This window comes from Curtobacterium sp. SORGH_AS_0776 (genome assembly GCF_031453355.1).
Classification (GTDB): domain Bacteria; phylum Actinomycetota; class Actinomycetes; order Actinomycetales; family Microbacteriaceae; genus Curtobacterium.
In genome coordinates this window covers 2,129,542-2,154,466 of record NZ_JAVIYU010000001.1, presented here as the reverse complement: position 1 = coordinate 2,154,466, position 24,925 = coordinate 2,129,542, and the positions used below count along the sequence as shown (strand labels likewise).

Here is a 24,925-nt window from a genome sequence, read left to right as displayed (position 1 = left end):
AAGAGGACCATCGTGAGCATCCCCACCGCAGCCGGCGACGTGCAGACCGCCGTGCCCACCCCGGTGCCGCCCCGCCGGCCCGGCGCCGGGAAGACCACCAAGCGCCGCCGCTCCGGCGTCAGCAAGCCCGTCCTCGCCCCGATCCTCTTCGTCAGCGTCAACGCGGTGCTCTTCGTCGTGTTCTTCGTGTGGCCCGCGGTCATCGGCCTCGGCTACTCGTTCACCGACTACAACGGTGTCGTCGCCCCGAAGTTCATCGGGCTCGAGAACTACTTCGAGCTGTTCGCCGACGACACCTTCTACGCGGCACTCCTCCGGACGTTCCTCTACGCGATCGTGGCGGTGCCGCTCGGCTTCGTGCTCTCCCTGTCGATGGCGCTCATGCTCACGAGCCCCGCGGCGAAGGGCCGGAGCGTCGCCCGCATCGTCTTCTTCGTGCCGTGGCTCATCTCGCCGATCGTGACCGGCGTCATCTGGCGGTGGATGTTCGGCGAGAACTTCGGGCTCGCGAACTTCGTCATCGAGTCCTTCGGCGGCAAGGCCGTCCCGTGGCAGTCGAACGCGGACCTGTCGCTGCTCGTCGTGGTGTTCGCCACCGCGTGGGCCGGAGCAGCCTTCAACATGCTGCTGTTCGTGGCAGCGATCCGGAACGTGCCGCAGTCCTACTACGAGGCGGCGTCCCTCGACGGCGCCGGCGCCTGGCACCAGTTCCGCTACATCACGCTGCCGAGCATCGCACCGACGTCGTTCATCGTGGTCCTGCTGTCGTCGCTCGGCGCCTTCAAGGAGTTCGCCACGATCCAGGCCCTCAACGGCGGCGGTCCCGGCACCGACAACAACCTGCTCGTGCAGTACATCTACACGAACGGGTTCCAGAACGCCCACATCGGCTACGCGAGCGCGGCGTCGATGGTCCTCATGCTCATCCTCATGGCCATCGCGCTCATCCAGCTGGCCGTGAACCGTCGGACGGAGGCCCGCCGATGACCGCCACCCTGCCCGGCGCCTCCGGCGCACCCGCGACCGACGTCACGTCGGGGAACGCCAAGAACAAGAACACGACCAGGACCAAGCGCCTCGACGGCCCGCCCCGCCCCAGGGCCATCGCCGCCACCGCCCTGCTCTGGGTCTTCATCATCGCGTTCGGCTTCCCCGTGCTCTGGTTCGTCCTCAGCGCGTTCAAGCCCGGCGGCGAGCTGTTCTCCTACCCGCTCACCCTGTTCCCGAAGACGTGGTCGGTCAGCGGCTTCACGGAGGCCTGGGCGAGCTACGACTTCGCCCGCTACTTCGGCAACACCGTGATCGTCGCGCTGGTCACCACCGTCCTCACCGTGCTGGCGAGCGCGGCGACGGGGTACGCGCTGGCGAAGTACGACAACAGGTGGCTCAAGGTCTTCTTCGTCTGCATCCTCGCGACGACGATGCTCCCGACCGAGGTCATCCTCGCGCCGACGTTCATCGTGATCCGCGACCTCGGCATGTACGACTCACTCGCCGGGATCATCGTGCCGTCGGTCATCACCGCGACCGGCATCTTCATGTTCCGGCAGTTCTTCCTCACCGTGCCGGACGACCTCGTCGAGGCCGCCCGCATCGACGGCGCGAGCGAGTTCGGGATCTTCTGGCGGATCATGCTGCCGATCTCCCGCCCGATCATGCTGACGCTCGCGATCTTCTCGTTCCAGTGGCGGTGGAACGACTACATCTGGCCGCTGCTCGTCCTCAACGACCCCCACCAGTTCACGATCCAGATCGCGCTGCAGAGCATCGTCGGCGCGGAGAACGTCAACTGGACGGTCCTGCTCGGCGCCTCGGTGATCTCGATCATCCCGCTCGTCCTCATCTACCTGGTCTTCCAGAAGTACGTGAACGGCGCGGACCTCAACGCGGGCCTCAAGGACTGATGGGCTTCCTCGACCTCGCCGGCACCGCGGCCGACGCCGACGCGGCCCGGCTCCGGCAGGCCACCGACGCCCCGGAGACGCTGCAGCACCGCGAACTCATGGCGCGCGCCCTCACCCTGGTCGGGGCGTGGGTCCGGAACGAGCGGACGGGAGGCGCGGCTCGCCCCACCGACGACGACCTGGCCACCGCACACGGCTGGGTCCGGCACCTCGCCACCAGGCAGTCCCCCGGCGGCACGTTCGTCGGCGGCGACAACGTCCTCTCCCCACCCGACTCCGCGTTCACGGTCAACGACGTGTGCGACGCCCTCGAGCTCCTCGCGCCGTACCGTGCGACCATGCCGACTGCCGCGGCGCTGGCCGACGACCTCGACGAGATCGTGCACCGCGCGACCCCGGCGTTGCTGACGGGTGGCGTGCACACACCGAACCACCGGTGGGAGATCGCGGCCGCACTCGCCCGCGTCCACCGGCTCCACCCGGACCCGGCCCTCGTCGAGCGGATCGACGAGTGGCTCGCCGAGGGACCGGACATCGACGCCGACGGCCTGTGGTCCGAGCGCAGCCCGAACTACGCCGCGGCGGTCTCGTGCCCGTCCTTCCTCGTGTTGGCGTCGGTGCTGGGTCGACCCGAGCTGCTCGACCCGGTGCGTCGTTCGCTCGACGCGACGCTCGCGCTGCTCCTGCCCGACGACACCGTCGAGACCGTGCAGTCCCGACGGCAGGACCAGTCGCAGCCGTTCGGGATCGGACCGTTCGCGCCCCTGCTCTGGCACGTCGCGGTGCTCGACGGCCGAGCCGACCTCGCCGCCGTCGCCGCCCGGGCAGCGGTCGCCGACACCTGGCAGCCCGGCGCGGTGGCGGCACGGGCGATGACCGACCCGGTGCTCGAGCGCCCGCTGCCCGAGGGCGCACCGCTCCCCCGGGGCACCTCGACGTTCCGGGCGGCACGGCTCGTCCACGTGCGCGAGGCCGACCGCGACGTCGTGCTCTTCGCCGGCTCGGACGTCCCGGCGGCCGGACACGTCCGCTCCGGGCTCGCGAACAGCCCGACGTTCCTGCGGGTCGTCGCCGGCGCCGTCGTCCTCACCGACGTCCGGCTCTCGCGGGAGTTCTTCGGCCTCGGCCCGTTCCGCCCGACGAGGCTCGAGGACCTCGGCGCCGGCCGGTTCCGGCTGACCGAACGCGTGTCGGCCGGCTACCACCAGCCGCTCGCACCGGAGCACCGGCGGGCAGACGGTGACTACGCGCTCGGCGACGAAGGGCGGTTCTCGGCGTCGATGGCGTTCGGCAGCCGGACCGCCGACGAGGTGGCGCTCACGACGACGGTCGACGTCGCACTGACGGCCGACGCGGTCACGCTCGACATCGAGACCGCCGGGGCCGACGTCCCGTGGTCGCTCCAGCTGACGTTCCGCGACGGGGGTACGTTCTCCGGTGTGAGCACCGACGCCGCCACCGCAGAACGCGTCCTCGTCACCGGGACCGCTTCGTACCGCGTCGGCACCGACACCGTGACGTTCGGGCCGGGCAACGGCTCGGGCCCCGCGCAACCGGCGTTCTACGCGCCCGGCCAGGACTACGCGTTCCTCGGCGGGACGGACCGGCCGACGGGCTCGCACGTCCACGTCACCGGACGCGCGCCGGGCCGGACCCGTGTCGTGATCGGCACCCCGTCGGTGGGGTCGTGACCACGGAGCGACCGGCGGCCGGGGATCCGAGCCGCACCGCGCCTCCCGGCATCGTCCTCGTCGGCGCGCGCGGCTACGGCCTGCACCACCGGGCGACCATCGACCGGCTCGTCGGCCTCGGGGCCTGCACGCTGACGGCCGTGGTCGACCCGACCCTCGACGCCGACGAGGACGGCGGGGTGCCCGTCGTCCTCGACGTCGCCGCAGCCCGCGCGATCGGCCCGATCGACGTCGTCGTGGTCGCGGCCCCGATCGCCGCGCACCTCCCCCTCGCCCTCGCCGCCCTCGAGAGCGGCGCCGACGTCCTCCTCGAGAAGCCGCCGGTCACGACCCGCGCGGACCTGGCGACCCTGCTCGACGCCGAACGACGCAGCGGGCGCGTGGTCCAGGTGGGGTTCCAGAGCCTCGGGTCGCACGCGCTGCCCGCACTCCGTGACGGGTCGCTCGTCGGGACCGTCCGGTCCGCCGCGGCCGTCGGCACCTGGACGCGCGACCAGGCGTACTGGGACCGCTCCGCCTGGGCCGGCCGCCGCCGGGTGGACGGGGTCGACGTCCTCGACGGCGTCGTCACGAACCCGCTCGCCCACGCCGTGGCGACCGCCCTCGCGCTCGTCGGCTGCCGTCGAGCCGACGAGGTGGCGCGCGTCGAGGTCGAGCTGTACCGGGCGAACGCGATCGAGGGCGACGACACCTCGGCCGTCCGGGTCACGACGACCGCCGGACGCGAGGCGACCGCGGCGCTCACCCTGTGCGGGCCGACCGAGGTCCTCCCGAGCGTGCGGGTCCGCGGCACGACCGGGAGCGCGGTCCTCGGGTACACGACCGACGAGGTCACGATCGACGGGGTGACCCACGGCCTCGGGCGCACCGACCTGCTCGAGAACCTGCTCGCCCACCGGTCCCGCGGCGACGCACTGCTCGTGCCGCTCGTGTCGACCGGCGCGTTCGTCGAGGTGCTCGAAGCCGTGCGGGCGACCGAACCGGTGCAGATCGACCACCCGTGGGTGACGTGGGACGGCGAGGGGCCCACGCGTCGGCCGCTCGTCACGGGCGTCGAGGCGGTCGTCGACCGCGCGGCGGACCAGCGCGCGCTGTTCTCCGAGGTCGGCGCGCCCTGGGCGCACGCGGACCGCGACGAGGCGCTGGACGAGCTCGTCGTCGACGGCGTCCCGGTCGCGTCGGTCCTCGACGGCGCGGGGACGATCCCGACGTCGTCGCCCCGCCCGTACCTGCACCCGGTGCGGACCCTCGGCGGCACGGTCGTGAGCGCCCACCACCCGCCGGACCACGACTGGCACTGCGGCGTCGGGTTCGCGATCCCCGACCTCGACGGCGTGAACTGCTGGGGCGGACGGACGTACGTCCACGGCGAGGGCTACGTCTGGCGCGACGACCACGGCAGCGCCACGGTCGTGCACGCCGAGCACCACGGCCCCTCCCTGCGGCAGGAGGTCGTCTGGCGCGGTCCCGACGGCCACGTCGCCCTGCACGAGGACCGGGCCCTCGCCTGGCGGGCGGTCGACACCGGGTGGGAGCTCACGTGGTCGTCGTCGTTCCGCGTGCCCGGGGACGCGGTCGTCCGGCTCGGCGGCCCGGGCAGCAACGGTCGGGTCGGGGCCGGGTACGGCGGCTTCACCTGGCGCTTCCCGCCGTGCGCCGACATCGCGGTCCGGACGGCGACGGCCAGCGGCGAGGACGCGGTGCACGGATCGGTCGCGCCGTGGGTCGAGTGGTCGGCGACGTTCGAGGGCGTCGGCGCCACGGTCCGGTTCGAGGCCCTCGACCACGACGACCCGTGGTTCGTCCGCGCCGCCGAGTACCCCGCGATCGGCTCGGCGCTCGCCTGGCGCACCCCGACGCTCGTGCACCCGGGGGTGCCTGTCGTCCGGTCGTTCCGGGCGACGGTCTCGGACGGCCCGGTCGAGCACGACCCGGGCGAGCACGGCCCGGGCGAGCACGGCCCGGACCGGTCCGCCAATACGCTGGTGGGATGAGCACCGAGGACTGGGAAGCCCGCGTCGCCGCACTCTGGGCCGACGACACCATCGACGACCAGGAGCGCATCGACCGCATGCGGGTCCTGGCCGACGCCGCACCCCACCCGGCGCTGGGCGCGTTCGAGCTCGGCGGGGCGAACGACTCCGGCGGCCACGAAGCCGAGGCCGACGTCCACTACACGGCCGCGACGGCAGCCGGGCTCGACACCGTGGACCCCACGAGGGCGGCGCGGATGGTCGTCCAGCACGCCTCGACGCTCCGCAACCTCGGCCGGGTCGACGAGGCGATCACGATGCTCCGCGACGCCCCCGAGCACCCGGCGACCGGCGCAGCGCCGAAGGTGTTCCTCGCACTCGCGCTGCACAGTGCCGGTCGCCACGACGAGGCGCTCCGGGTCGCGATCGAGGCGGTGGAGCCGACGCTCCCCCGGTACCACCGGTCGGTCCGGGCCTACGCGGCAGCCCTCACCGAATCCTGACCGCGACCACCCGTCAGGGTGCCAGCGGCAGCGCGTCGCTCGTCGTGCGGAGCGACTCCTGACGGATCTCGAGCTGGGTGACGGCGAGCGCGGCGAGGTCGTGCAGGTTCGCGAGGTCCGCCCCGGTCGTCTGGCGCGGCTTCGTGTCGAGCACCGCGAGCGTGCCGATCGGGGTGCCGTCGTGCTTCACCAGCGGGACGCTGACGTAGAACCGGATGCCCAGCGGGCCGGTGACGAGCGGGCTGTGCTGCATCTCGGGGTGCGTCTGGCCGTCCGGGATCACGACGGGCACCGGCACCGGGGCGAACCCGTTGCGGAAGTTGATGTGGCGCGCCGCGTCGTCGACACCGGGAGCGATGTACGACTGCGACCAGGCACGGTCCTCGTCGAGCACCTCGACCAGGGCGATCGGGGCGTCGAACAGTCGCGCGGCCATCGCCGTCGTCCGCTGCAGCGCCTGTTCGGGCAGGCTGTCGAGCGTCGCCGGGCGGGCCCGGTCGGCGTCGCCGGTCGTCTGGGCCGCGGACGTCGTCTCGACGACGTGGTCGGCGGCGGTGGTCTCCGCGATGACGACGTCGCGGAGCATGGTCACGAGATCGGCACCGGCCGGGCGCGCTGCCGGGTCCTGCGCGGTCATCGCCCGGAGCAGGACCTTCCAGTGCTCGGGCAGCGGCTCGGGCAGCACCGGGTCGCGGGACAACCGCGCGACGGCGGACTCGACGAGCGACCCCGGGAACTCCCGACGGCGGGTGAAGCACTGCAGCAGCACGAGCCCGAGCGAGTAGACGTCGCTCGGCGGACCGACCTCGCCGCCCCGCGCCTGCTCGGGGCTGAGGTAGGCGGCGGTCCCGGTGGTCACGCCGTCGGCCGTCAGCCGCTCGACACCGGCGGCGAGCGCGATGCCGAAGTCGGTCAACCGGGCGCGTGCACGGTCGGAGTCGTTGCCGTAGTCGACGAGCAGGATGTTCGACGGCTTGATGTCGCGGTGCACGACGCCGTGGCTGTGGATGTAGTGCAGCGCCTCGGCCATGTCGTAGCCGATCTCGGCGATGTGGCGGGAGGCGAGCGGGCCGACGGAGAGCCGGTCCTCGAGGTCCTGCCCGGCGACCAGCGCCATCACGAGGTACCGCTGGCGGGTGCCGTCGCGGCCGGTGACGACGCCGGTGTCGAGCAGGCTCACGAGGTTGTGGTGCTCGAGGGACGCCAGGACGCCGAGCTCGGCCTCCTGCCGGGCGACGTCGACGGTGCCGGCGTGGAACACCTTCACGGCGACGGGCCGGTGGAGGCTCTCGTCGACCCCGCGGTACACGACGGACATGCCGCCCTGACCGATGGCGTGTTCGAGCCGGTACCGCCCGTCGAGCAGTGGGGCCGTGGACGCGGTGTCCTCGGTCGGACTCATCTGACCCTCGTTCTCGGTTCCGGCAGGCAACGATGCATCTTCGCATCCCGGCGGGGATCGTGTTCGCTCGGCGCGCTCAGCGGCCCGTCGCCACCGTGCTCACCCGCAGGTCGTCGAAGGTGCTCGTGAAGCCCGCACCGCCGAGCGAGATCAGCCCGATCCGCGGCTCGGCCCCGAGGTCCGCCGTCCACGTCCCGCCGCGCACGAAGTGCCGTCCGTCGACGCTGGTGTACGCGGTGTAGCGGTGCTCCCCGGCCACGAACCGGTGCACGATCCGCAGCGTGGTGGTGTCCCCGACCGGCCCGACGACCATGTTCCCGTAGGTCGGGGCGCCGGCCGGTTGCCCGGAGACCTGCTTGCCGAACTCGGTCTGCCGGGTGTCGAAGATCGAGTTCGAGGTCAGGCGGACGTAGTCGCTGTCGCTCCCGTACACGATGAGCCCGCCCTGCACGTAGTTCACGCCGTCGCCGGTCGCCGGGGTGTCGACCGCGACGGTGGTCTCGGCCACCCAGTCGCCCCGAGGCGCCGGTTCGGACAGGACCGACGCGAGCGGGGTCTGCGGCGGGTGGATGTCGGCGTCCTGCGTCCGCCACCGGAAGGCGCCCCCGGCGACCGTCCACGTGGAGGCATCGGGCTCACGGGTCCAGCGGAGCGCCGGCGGCAGGGTCCTCCCGTCGAAGTCGGTGGACAGCGCACGGATCGTCCGACCGGGCACGTCGACCGGTGCGGCGGTGGCGCGGTACGTCGGCCGTTGACCGGGCTGCGCCACCGGCCCCGGTTGCACGCCGTCCGAGGGGCCGGCTCCGCCGCGGACCACGGGCCAGCCGTGCACCCAGTCGAGCGGGTCGATGAGCACGGGCCGCTTCGTGTAGGTGCCCTGGCCCGCGTAGTACGGGTCGTCCCGGTCGACGGCGTGGTAGACGATCCAGTCCTGTCCGGCGAGGTCGGTGACGACCGTGTTGTGCCCGGTGCCGACCCAGCGGTTGCCGTTCTGGGCGAGCAGGGGCGTGCCACCCACCCGGGTGCTCGTGATCCGCACACCGTCCTGGTCGGTGAACGGGCCGAGCGGGCTGCGCGACCGGGCGACGAACACGCCGTACCCGGTCAGGGCGCCGTTGCAGCAGTTCGTCGCGGCCCCCATGAAGTACCACCAGCCGTCGTGCCGCATCAGGTAGGTGCCCTCGTAGCGGTTGTCGATCGCGATCTGCCGCTCGGTCGAAGGGATCGACTGCAGGCCGTCGGTGCTCAGCCGGCGGACGTTCACCCCGCCGAAGTAGCTGCCGAAGTACAGGTACGTGCTGCCGTGGTCGGTGATGACCTCGGGGTCGAACTCCCACCGCTGCCCGGTGCCGTTCGGTGCCGCCTGCGGTGCCACGACGGGTCCGCCGGAGTCCGTCCACGGTCCGGTCGGGCTCGGGCTCGTCGCGACGCCCACGGCCGACCCGCCGCCGGTCGGTGCCGTGCCGCTGGGGGTGTCCGACGCCGCGTAGTAGAGGTACCAGGTGCCCGGGCGCCCGTGCGTCCCGGCGCGGTACACGACGTCCGGCGCCCAGATGCCGTTCGCGTCGCCCACCCAGGCAGGCTTCGTGGGGAAGGCGTCGTCGACGTACGTCCAGTGCGTCAGGTCGGTGGACCGGTACGTCGGGACGCCGTGCTGCACGAGCGACCCGTCCGGGTTCTGCTCCGTCGCCGTGAGGGCGTCGGTCGTGCAGTAGAGGTACCAGTTCCGGTCGCGTCCCACCCCGCGCACGACGGTCGGGTCGGCGCAGCTCGCCGCGGTCTGGCCGTCCGGCAGTGCGAGTGTCATCGGGTTCTGGTGGGTCGGCGCGGCACCGCCCCGTGCGGACGTGGTCTCCGCGGCGACGGCGGGCGCACTGCCGGCACCGACCTGGAGGAACGTGGTCGCGAGTCCCGCGACCGTCGCGATCGCGAGGACTGCTCTGAGTGACCGGCGCACGGTGGACCTGCTCTCGTCGTCGAGGAGCGTGCGGACGAGCGCGAGCGTACGCTCACGCCCACTGGCCCGTCCGACGAAGGAGTCGCGAGATGCCCGCACGGTTCGTGTACTGGATCAACGCCTCGCTCGACGGCTTCGTCGAGACCGAGGCCGGTGAGCACAGCGGCGTCGAGGGACCGGAGTGGATCCGGATCGACGAGACCGTGCACCGCGAGTTCAACCGCCGAGCCCGGGCGATGACGCTGTCCGTCGAGGGCCGCATCGTCCACGACATGATGGACCCGTTCTGGCCCGACGCCCGCACGGACGAGTCCCTGCCCGCGTACATGCGCGAGTACGGCGAGATCTGGACCGAGCAGCCGAAGGTCCTGGTCTCCCGGTCGCGGACGGCGGCGGACCACAACACGCGGATCATCGGCCGCGACGAGGACGCGATCGACGCACTCGCCCGCATCCGCGCCGAGTCCGAGGGCGACGTCGGTGTCGGCGGTCCGAGCATCGCGACGCAGCTGCTCGACGCCGGACTCCTCGACGAGCTGATGGTCTTCACGCACCCGGCCGTCCTCGGGCGTGGGCGTCCACTGTTCGACCCGCCGCCGTCGGGTGCGCGAGCGCCGTTGGTCCTCGACCTGCTCGAGCAGCAGCGGTGGGACAACGGGGTGACGCTGCACCGGTACGACCTCCGGCGCTGATCAGCCGGCGGACGGTGCCGTCCCGACGATGACCAGCCGCCACGCGCTCGACCGGTCGCTGTCGAAGCCGTTGAACGCGACGGAGTCGACGTCCGTGCTCGCGAGCCGTGTCAGACGGATCGGGTTCGGGCTGTCCCGGCAGGCCACGGGGTCGACGGTGAAGTCGCCGGATCCGCCCCGGGACTCGATGCGGACGATCCCGCGCATGTGCCCGTTGCCGAAGCACGAGAACTCGAGGTGGTCGATCGCCTTCGCGGCCGGGAACCGCAGCGTGACGCCGGTCCCGACCTCGGACGGGTCCTCGTCACCGGGCTGGATGTCCGCGGTCAGCACGCCGAGGACGTCCGGGTCGGTCTCCGTCACCGCCTCCTGCGCGCTCCGCCAGTCGGCGAGCGCCTCCTCGTCGACCGTCGGCGTCGCCGTGCAGCCGGCCAGCAGGAGCAGGACGGCGAGCGGCGGGACGAGGAGGTGGGGGCGGTGCACGGTGCGAGCCTACGGAACTGGAGGCGCGGCGCCAGCTGGCACCGCGCCTCCAGTCCGGGGGATGGTGGCGTCAGACGTCGCGTCGGCGTGCGACCACGAGTGCGAGTGCGCCCACCACGGCCACCTCGGCCGCGAGCACGCCGAAGCCGCCCCAGCCGTTCAGGACGATGCCCTCCTGCGGCGCGGCGTCGCCGGCCGAGTAGGTGAACAGCTGCATCCCGGCCTGGTCGGGCAGGAACTTCGTGACGTCGAGGAGCCACTGCGCCTGCAGCACGCTCGCGATGAGCGACAGCACGATCGGGACGACGAGCAGGAGCCCGAGGGTGATCGCGATCCCGCCGGCGCTCGACCGGACGAGGAGTCCGATGCCGTACGCGAGCAGGGCGAGGAGCGTGACGTACACCGAGGCGCCGAGCAGCGGCATGAACACCGACGGGTCGGCGAGGTCGGCGTGCACGCCCTTGCCCGCCTGCAGAGCGGCCGAGGCGAACACCCCGATCCAGATCGACACCGCGCTGACGACGAAGGTGGTGACTGCGAGGACCGAAGCCTTCGCGAGGATCACACCCGTCCGACGGGGGTCGGCGGTGAAGGTCGAGCGGACCTGACCGGTGCCGTACTCCCCCGTGATGATGAGCACGCCGAGCACCGCGACGACGAGTGCCGTCAGGGAGACGCTCGCGGTGTTGATCGTGACGAGGGTGCCGTTCGCGGAGTCCTGGGCGACGGGCGTGCCGACGTCGAGGGCGTTGCCGATGAGGACTGCCATGGCGATCGTGACCACGACGAGGATCGCCAGGCACCAGATCGTGGAGCGGATGCTGCGGAGCTTGATCCACTCGCTGCGGACGAGCCGGCCGAAGCCGAGCCCGATCGTGGGCGGCAGGTCCGTGGGCGGCAGGGTCGTGGCGGTCATCGGGTGCCCTCCGATCGGTACTCGACGTCGTCGCGTGTGAGCGCCATGTAAGCCTCTTCCAGGCTGGCGCCCACGGGCGTGAGCTCGTGCAGCGGGACGCCGACCTGGGCGGCGATGTTCCCGACCGTGGTGGCGTCCGGGCCGACCACCATGAAGGTGCCGTCCTCGCGCGGGGTCACGGACGCGTTCGGGCCGATCGCCTGGAACAGCTGGTCGGGAGCCGGCGTCCGGACGACGACGCGGCTGCCGCCGGTGCCGCCGCCCGCGGCGACGAACTCCTGGATGGGGGCGTCGGCGAGGACCCGGCCGCGGCCGAGGACGACGACGCGGTCGGCGGTCTGCGCCATTTCGCTCATGAGGTGGCTGGACAGGAACACGGTGCGACCGTCGGCGGCCATGCGGCGGGCGAGTTGCCGCACCCAGAGCACGCCGTCCGGGTCGAGGCCGTTGACCGGCTCGTCGAGGATGAGCGTCTTCGGGTCGCCGAGCAGTGCCGCGGCGATGCCGAGTCGCTGCCCCATGCCGAGCGAGAACCCGCCGACGCGCTTCTTCGCGACGGAGTCGAGGCCGGTCATGTCGATGACCTCGTGCACGCGGGACTTCGGGATCCCGTGGGTCGCCGCGAGCGAGAGGAGGTGGTTGTAGGCGCTGCGGCCCTGGTGGACGGCCTTGGCCTCGAGGAGCGCCCCGACCTGCCGGAGTGGGTCGCGGAAGGACGTGTACGGCTGCCCGTTCACGATCGCCCGCCCGGCCGTGGGGCGGTCGAGCCCCATGATCATGCGCATCGTGGTGGACTTCCCGGCGCCGTTCGGCCCGAGGAAGCCGGTCACGCTGCCCGGCCGCACGACGAACGAGACGTCGTCGACGGCGGTCTTCGGACCGTACTGTTTGGTGAGGTGCTCGACTTCGATCACGGCGGCCACGCTACGGGGACCTGGGAGTCGGCCGCGTCCACCCTGAGGGGGAGATGGGGTGGACCGCTCGGGGGACCCCGTCTCGACCTCGGCTCGGCGCTCGACCCCCAAAGACCCGTTTGACGGTCGCGCCGGGTCCGACAACGATGGCCTCCGTGTCCACCATCGAGAGCCTCCGAGCGACCGCGCACCCCGTCCGCCTGCGACTGCTGTCGCTCGTCACGGGTGCGGCGATGAGCGCTGCCGAGGCCGGGCGCGAGCTCGGCGTCTCCCAGGCCGCGGCGAGCTACCACCTGCGAGTGCTCGAACGCGCTGGACTCGTGCGGGTCGTCGAGACCGTGCGGCTCCGGGGCGGCGACGCGAAGCGGTACCGGCACGAGTCGTCGGCACGGCGGTTCCGCCTCGACGACGGCGACGGGAGTGCCGCTCCGGAGGTCGTCCCCGCGGACGACCAGCGTGTCTACGTCGAGGCCCTGGTCCAGGAGCTCCTCCGGCGCACCGACGACCGTACGACCGGTCCGTCGACCTCGACCGACGCCGAGCTCTGGGTCGGACCGGAGACGTGGCGCCGCGTGGTGCAGCACGTCGGCGACGCGGCGGCGCTCCTGCACGCCGCGGCCCGACCACCGCGGACGCCGGGAACGGTGCCGGTCTCGATGACGGTCTCGATGTTCCCGCTGCGGCGACCGTGAGGACGCCGAGGGGCACCGGGCCGCTCCGCCACGCCCCGTTCCGGTGGCTCGTCACCGCCCGGACGGTGAGCATCGTCGGAAACGCGGTCGCACCCATCGCCCTCGCGTTCGCGGTCCTCGACCTGACCGGCTCCCCCGTCGACCTCGGTCTCGTGGTGGCGGCGCGATCGGTGGCGAACGTCGCCGTCCTGCTCTTCGGCGGCGTGCTGGCCGACCGACTGCCCCGTGACGTGCTGCTCGTCGTCACGTCGCTCGCGGCCGCGGCCACCCAGGCGACGATCGCCGTACTCGTCCTGACCGGGAGCGCCACCGTCCCGCTGCTCGTCCTGTTGAGCATCCTGAACGGCGCGGTCGCCGCGGTGAGCCTGCCGACGACCGCGGCGATGGTGCCCGAGACCGTCCCGGCGACGGAACTCCGTCCCGCCAACGCGGTGATCCGGCTCGCGCTGAACGGCGGCACCATCGTCGGGGCGTCGGCGGGTGCTGCGGTCGTCGCCGTCGTCGGTGCCGGCTGGGGGCTGGCGATCGACGCGGCGGGGTTCGCGCTCGCCGCGCTGCTCTTCACGCGGATCCGGCTGCCGAGACGCGTGCGGGACGTCGACGCCGAGCCGACGTCCGTGCTCGCCGACCTCCGGGACGGCTGGGCGGAGTTCACCCGCCGCCGGTGGGTCTGGACCGTGGTGGCGCAGTTCACCGTCCTGAACGCCGCCTTCGTCGGTGCGACGACCGTGCTCGGCCCGGTGGTGGCCGACGGGTCCTTCGGTCGGGCTGCCTGGGGACTGGTGGTGTCCGCGCAGACCGTCGGGCTCGCGCTCGGCGCGGTCGTGGCACTGCGGTGGCGCCCCCGGCGAGCGCTGGGCATCGGCGTCGCGACGATGGCGGTGACCGCGCTGCCCGCAGCCGCGCTCGGACTCGTGCCGACCCTCCCCGTGCTCCTCGTCGCGTTCCTGCTCGGCGGCGCGGCCCTCGAACTGTTCTCCATCGCCTGGGACCACGCGCTGCAGACGAACGTGCCGCGGGAGCTGCTCTCGCGGGTGTACTCGTACGACATGGTCGGGTCGTTCGTCGCCGTGCCGCTCGGCGAGGCGCTCGTCGGACCCCTCGCGGGGGTGGTCGGCACCCCTGCGACGCTCGTCGGGTGCGCAGTCGTGATCGTGCTCGCCACCGCCGTCGCCGCGTCGACCCGGAGCGTCCGGCGCGTCGAGGTCACCGCTGCCTGACGTGCCGCCGCAGCCGGCGCCGGGGCTACCCTGACGCCGTGAGTGACGCACTGGACGACGGGCCGTTCTTCCACGGGACCAAGGCGGACCTGCACGTCGGCGACCTGCTGACCGCCGGGTTCCGCTCGAACTACCGGCCCGAGGTCGTGATGAACCACGTGTACTTCACCGCACTCCGGGACGGCGCCGGGCTCGCGGCCGAGCTCGCGGCGGGCGACGGACTCCCCCGGGTGTACGAGGTCGAGCCGACCGGAGCGTTCGAGGACGACCCGAACGTGACGGACAAGAAGTTCCCGGGCAACCCGACGCGCTCCTACCGCAGCACGGCGCCGCTCCGGATCACCGGCGAGGTGACGGACTGGCCGCGGTTGACGCCGGAGGCGCTGCAGGCGTGGCGCGATCGGCTGGCGGCGCTGCGCGCGGACGAGCGGGGCGAGATCATCAACTGACCGCCGCGCGCGACGGAGGGCGTCAGCGCGACCGCGCCCGGTACTCCCCCGGCGGCCCACCGCACGCCCGGGCGAAGTGCGCGTAGAAGCTCGACTGCGACCCGAACCCCGCTGCGTGCGCGATCTCCGACGTCGTCATCGAGGTCGTCGCGAGCAACCGCTGCGCCTCGGCCACCCGGCACCGGGTGAGGTACTCGAGGATGGTCGTCCCGGACGTCCTGCCGGAACACCGACATCGCGTAGTGCGGGTGCAGGTGCGCCGCCGCGGCCACGTCGGCCACCTCGATCGGCTCACGGAACCGGTCGACCACGAACCGCACCATGTCGATCACCCGGTGCATGGCGTCCGCGGTGCCGTGCCCGCCGCCCGGGCGGAGGTCGACGGCGTCCCGGTGATGCCGCAGCAGCCGTCGGACGAGCGCCTGGGCCTCGAGGTTCGCGATGGTCTCAGCGCCCTCGTCCGCGAAGTCCCGCTGCCACGAGCCGAGCATCGACTCGACGTCACGGCCGGCGGCCTCGGTCGGCACGACGACCGGCCGGTTGAGCAGCATCGCGCCGAGGTCGTGGTCGGGCAGCCCCCACGCGAGCACCTCCCCGAGCGGGATGTGCACCCACCGGAACTCCCCCGTCCCCGTCCCGTCGCCGACGAGCTGGTGCGGGGTCCAGCCCCAGAAGAGCGCGATCTCGCCGGCGTGCACGCTGACCGGGGCACCGCCGAAGCGGTAGTCGAGGTGCCCGTCGAGCACGAGGTTGATCTCGAGGTCGTCGTGCCGGTGCGACGACGGCATGAGCGGCGCCGGGCCACGGTGGCTCCAGTACGCCGCTTCCATCGTCTCCACGTCGAGCACACCGCGAGCCTACGACAGCGACCCGCCGGCCCGACAGCGATCCGAGCGCGCCCATCCGAGGATCCTGGAACCCCGCCGTCCGAAGCCGGAGGCCCGCACCCGCCCCCGCTTCCTACCGTCGTTGCATGACCAAGATCACCATCATCGGCGCCGGCGGCTTCGTCTTCCCGTTCCGCCTCATCGGCGACCTCGTCTCTTTCCCCGCGCTGCAGGGCGCGACGCTGCACCTCATGGACCTCGACGCGGGCAGGGTCGCCCGCACCGCGAGCGCTGCCCGCGACCTCGTCGCCCACCACGGCCTCGGCACCGAGGTCCTCGAGACCACCGACCGCCGCGAGGCCCTCGCCGGCGCGGACGTCGTCATCATCACGTTCCAGGTCGGCGGCGTGGAGTCGTACAAGTGGGACGTGGAGATCCCCCGGAAGTACGGCATCGACCAGGCCGTCGGCGACACCGTGGGGCCCGGCGGCGTGTTCCGCTTCCTGCGCTCCGTGCGCGCCTACGAGGACATCGCCCGCGACGCGCTCGAGCTCTGCCCGGACGCGCAGTTCATCAACTACGCGAACCCGATGGCGATGGCCACGGCGTTCCTCAACGCGAAGGGCCTGCGCACGGTCGGCCTCTGCCACAGCGTGCAGGGCACCACGCGCATGCTCGCCCGGACCCTGGACGTGCCGTACGACGAGGTCGAGTACGTCAGCGCCGGCATCAACCACCAGGCCTGGATCCTGGAGTTCAAGCGGCGGAACGGCGAGGACCTGTACCCGCGCCTCCGCGAGGTGATGACCGCGAAGCACCGGCGCGGCGTCGCGGCGGCCGACCTGCACGACGACGACGGCGACCACAGCGAGGCGGCTGCGGCGGCGAGCAACTACGAGGGCGGCAACGAGCAGGTCCGCACGCAGCTGATGCGGTCGTTCGGGTACTTCGAGACCGAGTCGAGCCACCACGCGAGCGAGTACGTGCCGTACTTCCGCAAGGACCCGGAGACGGTGCTCGAGTACATCCCGGAGCGCTGGGACTACTACGAGATCTGTCTCGCCCACGACGAGCAGGGCGACGTCGACCAGCAGCTCGAGAAGCTCAAGGCGGACCTGTCCCCGTCGGTCGAGTACGGCGCGAGCATCGTCAACGCGATCGTCACCGGCGTCCCCGCGGTGGTCTACGGCAACGTCCCGAACCGCACCGGCGTGATCGCCAACCTGCCGTCGGACGCCTGCGTCGAGGTCGCCTGCCTGGCCGACGGCAACGGCGTCACCCCGATCTCGTTCGGCGAACTCCCCCCGCAGCTCGCGGCGATCAACCGGACGAACACGAACGTGCAGACGCTGGCCGTCCACGCGGCGCTGACCGGCAGCGTCGAGCACGTCCACCACGCGGTCGCGCTCGACCCCCTCACCGCGGCGCACCTCACGCTCGACCGGATCGCCGAGATGACCGACGAGCTGCTGCACGCGCACGCCGCGCTGCTCCCGGAGTCGCTGCGTCCGGCGACCGCGACACCGGCCGAGCAGGGTGCCGTCCAGGAGGCGCGACCCGCCCTCGTCTGACCGCCCCGTCCGCCGACGGGGCCGGGTCCACCGCGCGACCCGGCCCCGTCACGGACGCACCCGGACCCCGGGACGTGCACCGCGCCTCCTGGACCACCACGGCACCACGACCTCGAAGGAGAGGACCATGCCGACCCGACCACCCACCCAGCTGGCCCGACGCGGGTTCCTCGCGCTGGCCGGCATCTCGATGGCCGGCGCACTCGCCGCCTGCGCCGGCCAGGGCACCGCTGCCCACGGCGGCACGAAGCACATCCGCCTGTCGACCTGGAACATCCCGACCGACATCACGAGCTACCAGCAGATCGCCGACGAGTTCGTCGCGGCGCACCCCGGCACCAGCGTCGCCGTCGAGGTCACCACGGGCCAGTTCCACCAGTGGTTCATCACCCGGCTCGCCGCGGACCTCGCGCCCGACGTCATCCGGATCACCCCGCAGCAGATCGGCCGGTACGCGGCGAACGGCAGCCTCGTCGACATCTCCGGCTCGATCCCGAAGGACTACCAGCAGGACTACAGCACGCCGTTCTGGGCGATCGGTGCCCGGGACGACGGTGTGTACGGCGTCTTCCAGCACACCGACAACTTCATCACCTACTACAACCGCGAGGTCATGGACCGGATCGGGGTCACTCCGCCGGAGAGCCTCGCGGACGCGTGGACGTGGGACGAGTTCCTCGACGTCGCGAAGGAGGTCAAGCAGGTCACCGGCAAGTACGCGTTCGGGTACGGCTGGTCCGCGCCGGAGACCGCCTACCGGTGGCTGCCGTTCGTCTACCAGAACGGGGGCGCGTTCCTCGGCGAGGACGGTGCCACCCCCTCGATGGACACCCCCGAGGCGATCGACGCCCTGGCGTTCGGACGCAAGTGGTACGCCGACGGCCTCGCCACCACCGGCAACCTGTCGAAGAGCGGCGGCGGGGACGTCTCCCGCAACCTGTTCCTGACGGGGCAGATCGGCATGATGCTCAACAACCCGGAGTCCATCGTGCAGCTCGACACCGACATGCGGGACAACTGGGGCACGGCGCCGATGATCCGCAACGTGGGTGAGGCGAGTGACCTCGGCGGCAACGCCCTCGCCGTCACGAAGTCGAGCAAGCACCCCGAGCTCGCGGCCGAACTCGTCGCGATGATCACCTCGCGGCCGAAGATGCAGCAGTTCTGCCACGACGGCAACTGGCTGCCCGCCCGCGAGTCCCTCGACGCGGCGGACATCGGGTACGCCGCGAACTCGGACACCATGCAGCGGTTCATCGACCAGGGGTCGACCATCCCGCTGTCGATGGTGAAGGCCGAGAGCGGGCAGTACTTCTCGTCGCTCAACGCGGTGTTCGCCGACTACCTCGACCTGTGCCTGCTCGGGCAGCTCAGCCCGAAGGAGGCCTCGAGCCAGATGATGGAGGCGATGCGCAGTGTCACTGCGAACTGAGACCGCGCCGGTCCGGACCACGGCGTCGACCGCACCGCCCACCGGTGGGCTCCCCGCCGGCGGTGCCGCACGACGACGCCAGGGCCGGTTCGTCCCCTGGGTGTTCGTCGGCCCCGCGGCGCTGCTGTTCCTCGGCTTCTCGCTCATCCCGATCGTGACCGCGATCGCCCTGAGCTTCCAGGACTCGAGCACCTCGCTCGGCGACGGCACCTGGGTCGGCGGGAAGAACTTCGTCGACATGGGCTCCGACCCGCTGATCGGGACGGCGCTGCGGAACACGCTCGTCTTCACGATCGGGACCGTCCCGACCGCGATGGCGATCGGCCTCGCCCTGGCGGTGGCGCTGAACCGACCGCTGCCCGGGCGTTCGGTGTTCCGTGCGCTCTTCTTCGTGCCGATGGTCGCCGCCGGCGTCGTGGTCGGGGTCATCATGTCGTGGATCTTCAACGGTGACTACGGCGTCGTGAACAACCTGCTCGAGGCGCTCGGTCTCGGCCGCGTGCCCTGGCTGACCGCGCCCGGCTGGGCGATGGCGACCCTGGTGATCGTCGTCGTGTGGACCCGGATCGGGTTCTGCATGGTGATCTACCTCGGCGCGCTGCAGTCCGTGCCCGCCGAGCTCAAGGAGGCAGCCGCGATCGACGGTGCCTCGCGGTGGGTGCGGTTCCGGACGATCACGTGGCCGCTCCTGCGACCGACGACGTCGATCCTGCTCATCCTCAACGTGGTGTTCTCGCTGCAGGCGTTCGACGTCATCTACGTGATGACCGGCGGCGGCCCCGGCTTCTCCACCACGGTGCTCATCCAGTACGTGTTCCGGTCCGCGTTCATCGACGCGCGGATGGGGTACGCCGCGGCGCTCGGGCTGGTGCTCGTCGCGATCCTGCTCGTGTTCACGCTGCTCCGGCAGCGGGCCAACAAGAAGGCTGAGGAGGCCATCTGATGGCACTGTCCGTTGCGGGGTCGACCCGCGCCTCCCGTCCGACCGCCGCGCCGCGGAAGCCGCGCCCGGGCCGCTGGGTGCTCGTCGCCGGACTCACCGCGCTGGCGATCCTGATGGTCTTCCCGCTGTACTGGATGGTCGTCTCCGCGCTCACCCCTGGCGGCCAGTCGCAGAGCGGCACGTTCTCGCTCTTCCCGACCCGGCCCACCTTCGAGAACTACACGCAGGTGTTCAGCACGCAGCCGGTCTGGCGGTGGCTCGGGAACTCCGCGCTCATCACCAGCGTCGGCACCGCGCTGAGCGTCGTCGTCTCGCTGATGGCCGGGTACGCCCTGGCGAAGTTCCGGTTCGTCGGGCGGGGGCTGCTCTACTCGGCGTTCCTCGTCACGATCATGATCCCGATCCAGGTCACCCTCGTGCCGAGCTTCCTCGTCGTCGCGAAGATCGGGCTCGTCGACTCCCCCTGGGCGGTCATCCTGCCGACGGTGTTCGACGTGGTCGGGATCTTCATCGCCCGGCAGTTCATGCTCGGGGTGCCGGACGCCCTGATGGAGGCCGCGCGGCTCGACGGCGCCGGCGAGTTCCAGACCTTCTTCCGGGTCGTGCTGCCGACCTGCGGTCCCCTCGTCGGGGTACTCGTGATCCTCGGGTTCATGACCCGGTGGAACGACTTCCTCTGGCCGCTCGTCGTGCTGCAGGGCAACGAGAACCTCACGGTGCCGGTCGCGCTGTCCACGCTGACGAACAACCCGGCGTTCAGTTCGCCGTGGGGTGCCGTGATGGCGATCGCCACCGTGACGGTGCTGCCGCTGCTCGTGGTCTTCCTGGCGTTCCAGCGGCAGTTCGTGCAGGGCATCGCCTCGACCGGGATCAAGTAGGCCGCGGGCGCGCGAGCGTACCTGGTCGGAACGGGCGTACCTGGTCGATTCTTTCGACCAGGTACGCCCGTTTCGACATGCCAGCGCACCCGCGATGGGAAGGAACGACCGGGCAGCACGGTCAGACCGCGGCGCGGAGCACGGCCCCCACGACGCGCGCCGGCTCGGGCAGCCGCTCGTTCGTGGCCGACGCCCGGAAGGAGTCGAGTGCGAGCGCGGCGAACCGCCGCGCGGCACCGAGTCGCTCGGCCGGGTCGTCCCCGCCCAGCCCCCGCGCCGCGAGCAGCACGAGGAGCAGGTCGTCGACGACGAAGTCCGACCGCAACCGCCCCGCGGCCTTGGCTCGCAACGCCAGGTCCGCCATCGCGTGCAGGAGCTCGGCGCGGTGCCGGGCGAGCCGGTCGGACACCTGACCCGCGGCGACGAGCGCATCGACGAAGCCCTGGTTGCGGGCGTTCAACTCGACGGTCCGCTCGACGACGGAACGCAGGCCCAGCCAGGGGTCCGGGAGCGCTGCACCCTCGAGGACGATGCTCCGGCAGAGTTCGAGCTCGTCCTCGAACGCGGCGTCGACGAGGTCCTGCCGGGTCGGGAACCGCCGGTAGAGCGTCGCCGGCCCCACCCCCGCGTGCCGGGCCACGTCGCGCATCGTCACGTCGAGGCCGCGCGCGCCGAACAGCTCGCGCGCGGCCTGCAGCACGCGGTCGCGGTTCTCGCGTGCGTCGGATCGGAGGTGAGACGTCTCGTCGGTCATCGCTCCCATTTTAGCCAAGTGGACGCGGGCGTCCGTTAGCGTCGCGAGCATGCACGCAGTCACCATCCAGTCCTTCGGCCCGCCGGACGGCCTCGTCCCCACCGACCTCCCGGAACCCGTCGCCGCGCGCGGCCAGGTCCTCGTCGACGTCGAGGCGATCGGCGTCGGCGGCGTGGACGCCGTCATCCGGCGCGGGACCATCGCGCGCGCCGGCCTCGAGCCCGGGTACGTCCCGGGCAGCGAGGTCGCCGGGCGCGTCGTCGCCGTCGGGGACGAGCGGGACGCAGACTGGCTCGGCCGCCGGGTCTGGGCGTTCACGGGCGTCGGTGGCGCGTACGCCGAACGGGTCGTCGCCGGGACCGGGGACCTCACACCGCTCGAGGACGGGTTCGACGCCGTGGACGCCGTCGCCCTGGGCTCGGCCGCCCCGGTCGCCCGGTTCGCGCTGGCGACCGCGCACCTCGCCCCGGGCGAACGGGTGCTGGTACGCGGAGCCGCCGGCAGCATCGGGATCGCCGCCGTCGAGCTCGCCGCACAGGCCGGTGCCGCGGCGGTCGCGGTGACGACGGGTTCGGCCGAGCGAGGCGACCGGCTGCGCGGGTTCGGCGCCACCCACGTGCTCGACCGGCAGGGCGCGGGCGACGGGCCGGAGTCGTACGACGTGGTCATCGACGTCGTGGGCGGCCCTGCGATGCCCGCGTTCATCGACCGCCTGGCGCCGAACGGACGACTCGTCCTCGTCGGCGCCGTGGCCGGCATGCCCCCGGCGGACTTCGGTGCACACCTGCTCCGCGGCTTCCAGCAGTCGCGGTCGGTCGCGACCTTCAGCCTCGACTCCGTTCCGCGGGACGCGCTGGCCTCGGCGCGGGCAGAGCTGTTCCGCGCGGCGGCCGCGGGGACGCTGTCCCCGGTCGTCGACGCGGTGCTGCCGCTCGCAGACGCTGCGGAAGCGCACCGCCGCATGGACGACGGCGAGGTCTTCGGACGGATCGTCCTGACGCCCTGATCCCGGTCATGGACGGACGGGAGGAGCGGTGCCAGCTGGCACCGCGCCTCCCGTCCGTCACCTGGTGACGTCAGCCGCGGATCACGGAGATTTCGTCGGCCTGCGGACCCTTCTTGCCGGGGCCGACCACGTAGCGGACGTGGTCGGTGTCCTCGAGCGAGCGCAGGCCCGTCGACGCGACGATGCTGGAGAAGTGGGCGAACAGGTCGTCCGACCCGTCGTCCGGGGTGATGAAGCCGAACCCCTTGTTGTTGTCGAACCACTTGACGGTTCCGGTGGGCATCAGAGCCACCCCTCTCAGTGGATGCGCAGTTGCGCGACCATCGGGCAGGCGAACGGGTCACGGGCGGCGAGCCCGACCCGGTTGAGGTACCGGACGACGATGCCGTACGAGCGCAGCAGGGTGGTCTCGGTGTAGGGCACGTCGAGCGTGTCGCAGTGGTCGCGGACGAGCAGGCGGGCCTGCTTCAGCGCCGGACGCGGCATCGACGGGAACAGGTGGTGCTCCACCTGGTAGTTCAGGCCGCCCATGAGGAACGAGACCCACCAGCCACCGCGGATGTTGCGGGAGGTGCGGACCTGGCGCGAGAAGAAGTCGACCTTGGCGTCGTGCGCGATGGTCGGCATGCCCTTGTGGTTCGGGGCGAACGAGGCGCCCATCATCACGCCGAAGACGGCGAGCTGGACCCCGAGGAACGCGCAGGCCATGCCGAACGGCAGGAACCAGAACACGATGGTCAGGTAGATGCCGAAGCGGGCGACGAGCAGGCCGGCCTCGAGCCAGCGGTGCTTCACGTCGGCCTTCGTGCCGTTGCCCGTGACGATGCTCATCACGGCGTAGCGGTGCAGGTTCAGGCCCTCGAGCGTGAGGAGGGGGAAGAACAGCCAGCCCTGGAAGCGCATGAACGTCGTCATGAGCGGGCCCTTCACCGACGCGGCGTCCTCCGGCAGGAAGCGGATGCCGTCCGGCGCGATGTCCGGGTCCTTGCCGACGGTGTTCGGGTTGCCGTGGTGGCGGGTGTGCTTGTTCATCCACCACGAGTAGCTGAGGCCGACCATGAACGTGCCGAGCCAGCGGCCGGCGTGGTCGTTCCACTTCTGCGAGGCGAAGACCTGGCGGTGCGCGGCCTCGTGCGAGAGGAACGCGAACTGCGTGAAGAGAACGCCGAGGGCTCCGGCGACGATGAGCTGGAACCACGAGTCGCCGAGGAACGCGAACGCGACCCAGGCGAGGGCGAGGGTGCCGATGAGGGTTCCGAACAGGGACCAGTAGAAACCGGTGCGGCGGCGCAGGAGGCCGTCGTCCTTCACCTGCGCCAGCAGCGCGGAGTAGGTCGAGGTGCCCTTGCGGGGACCTGTTGCGGGACGGGTGCGGGTGTAACCCGGTGCGAGCGGAGTGGTGGTCATGAGGACCGACCTTCCGTTACGGATCGGTCCTTCAACCAATGCGAGTGAGTTCACGCGTTTGCGCTTGGCGCGACACTAGGGGCCGAACATGCGTGTTCGCCTGGGAGTCCGGTTTGCGTCGGATCGTCTGCCACGGCCGTCCGGCGGTTCGTCTGCCACGATCGACGCATGCCTCTCGACGGACGTCCCCTCGAACGCCTCGGCTTCCTCACCATCGGGTCGTTCGACCCCGCACGGCCCCGACTCGGTCACGAGGAGACGCTCCGGGTCATCGAGCGCGCCGAGGCACTGGGCTTCGACAGCGCGTGGTTGCGGCACCGGCACGTGCAGCACGGCATCTCCTCCCCCGTCGCACTGATGGCGGCCGCCTCGCAACGGACCTCCCGGATCGCGCTCGGGACGGCCGTCACACCGATCGGCGCCGAGAACCCGTTCCGGCTCGCCGAGGACCTGGCGACAGTCGACGTGCTCCTCGGCGGCCGTCTCAACCCCGGTTTCTCCTCAGGCACCCCGATGCACTACGACCTCTACCGGGACGCGCTGTACCCGGACACCGCCGAGCAGGAGGACTTCAGCGACGCCCGACTCCTGCGCTTCCGTGACCTCGTCCGGGGCGAGCCGGTCGTCGAAGTCGCCGAGCAGCGCGGCATCGAGGAGTTCGCCACGACCGTCCAGCCGCAGAGCCCCGGCCTCGCCGACCGCCTCTGGTACGGCACGGGCAGCACGCGGTCAGCGGTGTGGGCGGCGCAGAACGGCTTCCACCTGCTCACCTCGAGCGTGACGCGGAGCGAGATCGGCACGGACTTCGCGACGAACCAGCGCGCCCAGGTCGACGCCTACCTCGAGGCGCACCCGTCCCCGGGGACCGCCCGCGTGTCGCAGGGCCTCGTCGTGATCCCCACCGACACGGCGACACCCTCGCAGGCGGCTCGCTACCGCGCCTACGCCGAGGGTCGGTCGGGACGCGTCGGGGTGCCGATGGGGCCGGGGAAGCTGCTCTTCGCCGCCGATCTGGTCGGGACGTCGACCGAGATCGCCGATCGGCTGCGCGCGGACGCCGGGTACCAGGTGGCTACCGAGGTCGCGTTCGCGCTGCCGTTCTCGTTCGAGGCGGAGGACTACGCGCAGATCGTCACGGACATGGCGGAGCGGCTCGGGCCGGCGCTCGGGTGGGCGCCGGGGTCGGCCGGCGGGCGCTGAGGCGGTCGCTGACCGGCGATCGAGCCGGATCCGCATCGGTGCGCGGTTCGACCGATGCCGTTGACGGACGGGAGGCGCGGTGCGGGCCCGCACCGCGCCTCCCGTCCTCGG

Annotated in this window: 24 protein-coding genes and 1 pseudogene; 15 read left to right on the top strand and 10 right to left on the bottom strand. The window is 72.0% G+C overall.

The features are described from left to right. Positions 1 to 12 precede the first annotated feature (12 nt). Genes QE359_RS10745 through QE359_RS10725 form a run of 5 tightly spaced genes read left to right on the top strand, consistent with a single transcriptional unit; the run spans position 13 to position 6,071 of the window. Positions 13 to 987 (top strand): sugar ABC transporter permease, encoded by a 975-nt coding sequence (locus QE359_RS10745; protein ID WP_309779137.1) that lies wholly within the window; start codon positions 13 to 15, stop codon positions 985 to 987. Further along, positions 984 to 1,904: a carbohydrate ABC transporter permease gene (locus QE359_RS10740; RefSeq protein WP_309779136.1), complete on the top strand. Its 921-nt coding sequence runs from the start codon at positions 984 to 986 to the stop codon at positions 1,902 to 1,904. The genes QE359_RS10745 and QE359_RS10740 overlap by 4 nt, the downstream gene beginning before the upstream one ends. After that, positions 1,904 to 3,595, top strand: coding sequence for a hypothetical protein (locus QE359_RS10735; protein WP_309779135.1), 1,692 nt, complete (start codon positions 1,904 to 1,906; stop codon positions 3,593 to 3,595). Before QE359_RS10740 ends, QE359_RS10735 begins: the two co-directional genes overlap by 1 nt. Further along, complete coding sequence (locus QE359_RS10730) at positions 3,592 to 5,589, top strand: DUF6807 family protein (RefSeq protein WP_309779134.1); 1,998 nt, start codon at positions 3,592 to 3,594, stop codon at positions 5,587 to 5,589. The genes QE359_RS10735 and QE359_RS10730 overlap by 4 nt, the downstream gene beginning before the upstream one ends. Beyond that, positions 5,586 to 6,071 (top strand): tetratricopeptide repeat protein, encoded by a 486-nt coding sequence (locus QE359_RS10725; protein WP_309779133.1) that lies wholly within the window; start codon positions 5,586 to 5,588, stop codon positions 6,069 to 6,071. Before QE359_RS10730 ends, QE359_RS10725 begins: the two co-directional genes overlap by 4 nt. 13 nt (positions 6,072 to 6,084) lie before the next feature. Here QE359_RS10725 and QE359_RS10720 read toward each other — a convergent pair whose 3' ends face one another. Continuing rightward, positions 6,085 to 7,473, bottom strand: coding sequence for a GAF domain-containing serine/threonine-protein kinase (locus QE359_RS10720; RefSeq protein ID WP_309779132.1), 1,389 nt, complete (start codon positions 7,471 to 7,473; stop codon positions 6,085 to 6,087). Positions 7,474 to 7,549: 76 nt separating this feature from the next. Then, a complete protein-coding gene (locus QE359_RS10715; protein ID WP_309779131.1) occupies positions 7,550 to 9,430 on the bottom strand; it encodes a family 43 glycosylhydrolase in 1,881 nt (626 codons plus the stop codon). 89 nt (positions 9,431 to 9,519) lie between these two features. Here QE359_RS10715 and QE359_RS10710 point away from each other — a divergent pair, with 89 nt between their 5' ends. Beyond that, a complete protein-coding gene (locus QE359_RS10710) occupies positions 9,520 to 10,122 on the top strand; it encodes a dihydrofolate reductase family protein (protein ID WP_309779130.1) in 603 nt (200 codons plus the stop codon). On the opposite strand, the gene QE359_RS10705 is transcribed toward QE359_RS10710, so the two are convergent. The 3 genes from QE359_RS10705 to QE359_RS10695 all read right to left on the bottom strand — a co-directional run bounded on the left by QE359_RS10705 (position 10,123) and on the right by QE359_RS10695 (position 12,435). Then, a complete protein-coding gene (locus tag QE359_RS10705) occupies positions 10,123 to 10,605 on the bottom strand; it encodes a hypothetical protein (protein WP_309779129.1) in 483 nt (160 codons plus the stop codon). A gap of 70 nt (positions 10,606 to 10,675) precedes the next feature. Continuing rightward, positions 10,676 to 11,521 (bottom strand): ABC transporter permease, encoded by an 846-nt coding sequence (locus QE359_RS10700; RefSeq protein WP_309779128.1) that lies wholly within the window; start codon positions 11,519 to 11,521, stop codon positions 10,676 to 10,678. Next, positions 11,518 to 12,435 carry an ABC transporter ATP-binding protein gene (locus QE359_RS10695; RefSeq protein ID WP_071295508.1) on the bottom strand — a complete coding sequence of 306 codons (918 nt, stop codon included), beginning with the start codon at positions 12,433 to 12,435 and terminating at the stop codon, positions 11,518 to 11,520. The genes QE359_RS10700 and QE359_RS10695 overlap by 4 nt, the downstream gene beginning before the upstream one ends. 155 nt (positions 12,436 to 12,590) lie before the next feature. Between QE359_RS10695 and QE359_RS10690 the strand changes: the two genes are divergently transcribed. Genes QE359_RS10690 through arr form a run of 3 tightly spaced genes read left to right on the top strand, consistent with a single transcriptional unit; the run spans position 12,591 to position 14,796 of the window. Continuing rightward, positions 12,591 to 13,127: a helix-turn-helix domain-containing protein gene (locus QE359_RS10690; RefSeq protein WP_309779127.1), complete on the top strand. Its 537-nt coding sequence runs from the start codon at positions 12,591 to 12,593 to the stop codon at positions 13,125 to 13,127. After that, positions 13,124 to 14,347 (top strand): MFS transporter, encoded by a 1,224-nt coding sequence (locus QE359_RS10685; RefSeq protein WP_309779126.1) that lies wholly within the window; start codon positions 13,124 to 13,126, stop codon positions 14,345 to 14,347. The genes QE359_RS10690 and QE359_RS10685 overlap by 4 nt, the downstream gene beginning before the upstream one ends. Before the next feature lie 38 nt (positions 14,348 to 14,385). Beyond that, entirely contained in the window at positions 14,386 to 14,796 is a 411-nt protein-coding gene (gene arr / locus QE359_RS10680) for an NAD(+)--rifampin ADP-ribosyltransferase (protein WP_309779125.1), read from the top strand. 22 nt (positions 14,797 to 14,818) lie between these two features. Here arr and QE359_RS19100 read toward each other — a convergent pair whose 3' ends face one another. Then, complete coding sequence (locus QE359_RS19100) at positions 14,819 to 15,091, bottom strand: helix-turn-helix domain-containing protein (protein ID WP_396127762.1); 273 nt, start codon at positions 15,089 to 15,091, stop codon at positions 14,819 to 14,821. A 295-nt stretch (positions 15,092 to 15,386) separates the two neighbouring features. Further along, positions 15,387 to 15,584 (bottom strand): annotated as a pseudogene (locus tag QE359_RS10675) (cupin domain-containing protein); the annotation flags it as partial. Positions 15,585 to 15,769: 185 nt separating this feature from the next. Between QE359_RS10675 and melA the strand changes: the two are divergent. The 4 genes from melA to QE359_RS10655 all read left to right on the top strand — a co-directional run bounded on the left by melA (position 15,770) and on the right by QE359_RS10655 (position 20,447). Then, a complete protein-coding gene (melA, locus tag QE359_RS10670) occupies positions 15,770 to 17,194 on the top strand; it encodes an alpha-galactosidase (RefSeq protein ID WP_309779124.1) in 1,425 nt (474 codons plus the stop codon). 127 nt (positions 17,195 to 17,321) lie between these two features. Beyond that, positions 17,322 to 18,626, top strand: coding sequence for a sugar ABC transporter substrate-binding protein (locus tag QE359_RS10665; RefSeq protein ID WP_071295460.1), 1,305 nt, complete (start codon positions 17,322 to 17,324; stop codon positions 18,624 to 18,626). Then, complete coding sequence (locus QE359_RS10660) at positions 18,610 to 19,569, top strand: sugar ABC transporter permease (RefSeq protein ID WP_309779123.1); 960 nt, start codon at positions 18,610 to 18,612, stop codon at positions 19,567 to 19,569. Before QE359_RS10665 ends, QE359_RS10660 begins: the two co-directional genes overlap by 17 nt. Next, a complete protein-coding gene (locus tag QE359_RS10655) occupies positions 19,569 to 20,447 on the top strand; it encodes a carbohydrate ABC transporter permease (protein ID WP_309779122.1) in 879 nt (292 codons plus the stop codon). Before QE359_RS10660 ends, QE359_RS10655 begins: the two co-directional genes overlap by 1 nt. A 121-nt stretch (positions 20,448 to 20,568) precedes the next feature. On the opposite strand, the gene QE359_RS10650 is transcribed toward QE359_RS10655, so the two are convergent. Next, entirely contained in the window at positions 20,569 to 21,201 is a 633-nt protein-coding gene (locus tag QE359_RS10650; RefSeq protein WP_309779121.1) for a helix-turn-helix domain-containing protein, read from the bottom strand. Positions 21,202 to 21,250: 49 nt separating this feature from the next. Here QE359_RS10650 and QE359_RS10645 point away from each other — a divergent pair, with 49 nt between their 5' ends. Next, the gene (locus QE359_RS10645) at positions 21,251 to 22,207 is read left to right on the top strand and encodes a zinc-binding dehydrogenase (RefSeq protein ID WP_309779120.1); all 957 of its coding nucleotides are present in this window, start codon (positions 21,251 to 21,253) and stop codon (positions 22,205 to 22,207) included. 70 nt (positions 22,208 to 22,277) lie between these two features. Here QE359_RS10645 and QE359_RS10640 read toward each other — a convergent pair whose 3' ends face one another. Further along, positions 22,278 to 22,490 (bottom strand): cold-shock protein, encoded by a 213-nt coding sequence (locus QE359_RS10640; protein ID WP_070419121.1) that lies wholly within the window; start codon positions 22,488 to 22,490, stop codon positions 22,278 to 22,280. A gap of 14 nt (positions 22,491 to 22,504) precedes the next feature. Beyond that, entirely contained in the window at positions 22,505 to 23,614 is a 1,110-nt protein-coding gene (locus QE359_RS10635) for an acyl-CoA desaturase (RefSeq protein ID WP_309779119.1), read from the bottom strand. A 168-nt stretch (positions 23,615 to 23,782) separates the two neighbouring features. On the opposite strand from QE359_RS10635, the gene QE359_RS10630 reads away from it, so the two are divergent. Continuing rightward, positions 23,783 to 24,814 carry an LLM class flavin-dependent oxidoreductase gene (locus tag QE359_RS10630; RefSeq protein WP_309779118.1) on the top strand — a complete coding sequence of 344 codons (1,032 nt, stop codon included), beginning with the start codon at positions 23,783 to 23,785 and terminating at the stop codon, positions 24,812 to 24,814. The last annotated feature ends 111 nt before the right edge of the window (positions 24,815 to 24,925 follow it).

Coding starts and splice junctions, on each gene's coding strand:
- QE359_RS10740 (WP_309779136.1), top strand. CDS start 984: ATGACCGCCACCCTGCCCGGCGCCTCCGGCGCACCCGCGACCGACGTC.
- QE359_RS10735 (WP_309779135.1), top strand. CDS start 1,904: ATGGGCTTCCTCGACCTCGCCGGCACCGCGGCCGACGCCGACGCGGCC.
- QE359_RS10725 (WP_309779133.1), top strand. CDS start 5,586: ATGAGCACCGAGGACTGGGAAGCCCGCGTCGCCGCACTCTGGGCCGAC.
- QE359_RS10720 (WP_309779132.1), bottom strand. CDS start 7,473: ATGAGTCCGACCGAGGACACCGCGTCCACGGCCCCACTGCTCGACGGG.
- QE359_RS10710 (WP_309779130.1), top strand. CDS start 9,520: ATGCCCGCACGGTTCGTGTACTGGATCAACGCCTCGCTCGACGGCTTC.
- QE359_RS10700 (WP_309779128.1), bottom strand. CDS start 11,521: ATGACCGCCACGACCCTGCCGCCCACGGACCTGCCGCCCACGATCGGG.
- melA (WP_309779124.1), top strand. CDS start 15,770: ATGACCAAGATCACCATCATCGGCGCCGGCGGCTTCGTCTTCCCGTTC.
- QE359_RS10665 (WP_071295460.1), top strand. CDS start 17,322: ATGCCGACCCGACCACCCACCCAGCTGGCCCGACGCGGGTTCCTCGCG.
- QE359_RS10655 (WP_309779122.1), top strand. CDS start 19,569: ATGGCACTGTCCGTTGCGGGGTCGACCCGCGCCTCCCGTCCGACCGCC.
- QE359_RS10650 (WP_309779121.1), bottom strand. CDS start 21,201: ATGACCGACGAGACGTCTCACCTCCGATCCGACGCACGCGAGAACCGC.
- QE359_RS10645 (WP_309779120.1), top strand. CDS start 21,251: ATGCACGCAGTCACCATCCAGTCCTTCGGCCCGCCGGACGGCCTCGTC.
- QE359_RS10640 (WP_070419121.1), bottom strand. CDS start 22,490: ATGCCCACCGGAACCGTCAAGTGGTTCGACAACAACAAGGGGTTCGGC.
- QE359_RS10635 (WP_309779119.1), bottom strand. CDS start 23,614: ATGACCACCACTCCGCTCGCACCGGGTTACACCCGCACCCGTCCCGCA.
- QE359_RS10630 (WP_309779118.1), top strand. CDS start 23,783: ATGCCTCTCGACGGACGTCCCCTCGAACGCCTCGGCTTCCTCACCATC.